Source organism: Candidatus Ruminimicrobium bovinum, assembly GCF_902760015.1.
In the GTDB taxonomy this organism is placed as follows: domain Bacteria; phylum Elusimicrobiota; class Endomicrobiia; order Endomicrobiales; family Endomicrobiaceae; genus Ruminimicrobium; species Ruminimicrobium bovinum.
Genome location: NZ_CACWEU010000056.1, coordinates 1 through 2,586, shown reverse-complemented (window position 1 = coordinate 2,586; position 2,586 = coordinate 1). Strand labels below are relative to the sequence as shown.

The 2,586-nt window shown below is 32.8% G+C and carries 2 protein-coding genes; both read left to right on the top strand.

Translation table 11 applies throughout. From position 1 onward, the window contains the following. Positions 1 to 274: 274 nt before the first annotated feature. A complete protein-coding gene (cimA, locus tag ACMUOV_RS02050) occupies positions 275 to 1,843 on the top strand; it encodes a citramalate synthase (RefSeq protein WP_413853306.1) in 1,569 nt (522 codons plus the stop codon). An 89-nt stretch (positions 1,844 to 1,932) separates the two neighbouring features. Further along, a partial coding sequence (locus ACMUOV_RS02045; protein WP_413853304.1) for a GTP-binding protein occupies positions 1,933 to 2,586 on the top strand: 654 nt, incomplete at its 3' end.

Genomic DNA, 2,586 nt, shown 5'->3' with positions numbered 1-2,586 from the left:
TAAAAATTCTCTTTTTCGCACTCAGTGTCGCCATTCGTTTGAAATTTTTAAAGCCGTGCGACAACTTGAATTTTCCTAACATCTAAATGAAGACGGAAAATTCTTCAAACAGTGTCGCACTAAAAAACTAATAGAATTTATAGTTTTTTACTCTAAAAATTTCTGCACTCATAAGCGGCGACAAGTCGTGCTTCAAAAGAAATTTTTAAAGAGTCATCATTACATCTTTACATCCATACATCAATACCTCAAAAAAATCCACAGGATTTTTTTTATGCATCAAATAAAAATATTCGATACAACTTTAAGGGATGGAAGTCAGGGAGCAGGTGTTTCTTTTTCGGCTGAAGATAAACTGAAAATAGCATCTGCTCTTGATAATTTCGGTATATCTTATATTGAGGGCGGTTGGCCCGGTTCAAACCCGAAAGATGAAGAATTTTTTAAATTAATAAAAATAAAAAAAATTAAATTAAAAAATTCAAAACTTGTTGCTTTTACTTCAACAAGAAAACCTAAAACAAATATCAAAAATGACAATAATATAAAGAAAGTAATTGAATCCGGTGTTAATGTTGTAACCGTTTTCGGTAAATCTTGGGATATGCATGTAAAATATGCATTAAAAACAACAAAACAGGAAAATCTTAAAATGATTTTTGATACGATAAAATTTTTTAAATCAAATAATTTTGAAGTTATTTATGACGCCGAACATTATTTTGACGGATATATACATAATAAAAAATATGCTTTTGAAACAATAAGTAAAGCAATTCAGGCAGGGGCGGATTATGTTTGTTTATGTGAGACAAACGGCGGTGTATTACCCGAATATATTGAAAAAACAGTTAAAGAAACGATAAAAGAATTTCCTGATGTTAAATTCGGTATTCATGCACATAACGATTGTGAATGTGCGGTTGCAAATTCAATAATTGCCGTCCGTGCCGGATGTTCAATGGTACAGGGAACGGTAAACGGTATAGGTGAAAGATGCGGTAATGCAAATTTGTGTTCAATAATACCGTCTTTACAATTAAAAGGAAAATACCATTGTGTTCCGGTGAAAAATTTAAAAAATATTACCGAACTTTCAAGATATGTTGATGAAATAGCAAATTTGGTTCCTGTTCCGTCTATGGCTTATGTCGGGAGTGCGGCTTTTGCCCATAAAGCTGGTGTTCATGTTTCCGCCGTTGAAAAAAAATCACAAACTTACGAACATATAAACCCCAAACATGTAGGTAACAAAAGAAGAATTTTGGTTAGTGATTTATCCGGGAAAAGCAATATTATTTCAAAAGCCGATGAACTTGCCATTGATTTGGAAAAACAATCCGGTAATTTTAAAGGAATTATAGATGTTGTAAAAAACAAAGAAAATGCCGGTTATCAATACGAAAATGCCGACGGTTCTTTGTTTATTCTTACCAAAAAAGTAGAAAATAAATATAAAAATTTTTTTACATTAAAAAGTTATAGAGTAAGTGTGGAAAAAAATAAAGACGGTTCAATTGTTTCGGAAGCAACGGTTAAGTTGGATGTAAACGGCAAAGAGGAACATACCGTTGCAGAAGGGGAAGGACCCGTAAATGCTTTGGATAAATGTTTAAGAAAAGCTTTAATAAAATTTTATCCGGAAATAAAAAACGTTTTACTTACCGATTTTAAAGTCAGGGTTATAAATTCCGATGCAAATACCGCAGCAAAAGTCAGGGTGTTAATAGAAACTAAAGATAAAAAACAAAGTTGGGGAACAATAGGTGTAAGTGAAAATATTATAGATGCCTGCTGGCAAGCCCTTTCCGACAGTGTAGAATATAAACTTTTAAAAAAATAATAATTTACAATCAATTCAAAAAAATTGCTTTGATTTTCTTAAAGATGTATAATAAGTCCCAAAATTTTTATTTTTTTAGGAAGAACGGTATGAAAAGAGAAGATGTAAGAAATGTAGCAATAATAGCACATGTTGACCACGGTAAAACAACAATAGTTGATTCGATGTTAAAAGTTGCCGGTCAATGGAATGTTAAACAGGATCAGGCACAGGATATGGTGCTTGACAGCGATCCTATTGAAAGGGAAAGAGGAATAACAATTCTTGCAAAATGTACATCGATAAATTATAACAACTGTACAATAAATATTGTAGATACTCCCGGACATGCCGATTTCGGCAGTGAAGTGGAAAGAGTATTGAAAATGGTTGACGGTGCAATTTTGATGGTAGATGCTGCCGAAGGACCCATGCCGCAGACAAGGTTTGTTTTAAGAAAGGCCTTATCTTTGGGTTTAAATCCTATAGTTGTTATAAATAAAATGGATAAACCGCAGGCAAATCCGAATAAAGCAATAGATGATATTTTTGACCTTTTTATAAAATTGGGAGCAACTGATAAACAGTTGGATTTCCCGATATTTTATGCTTCCGGAAGAGAAGGTTGGGCAAGCACAAAAATAGATAAAAAAGGAACTGATGTTGCACCGCTTCTTGACGGTATATTGAAATATGTTCCCGCACCTGAAGCCGATAAAGATAAACCTTTACAAATGCAAATTACAATGATAGATTACAATAAT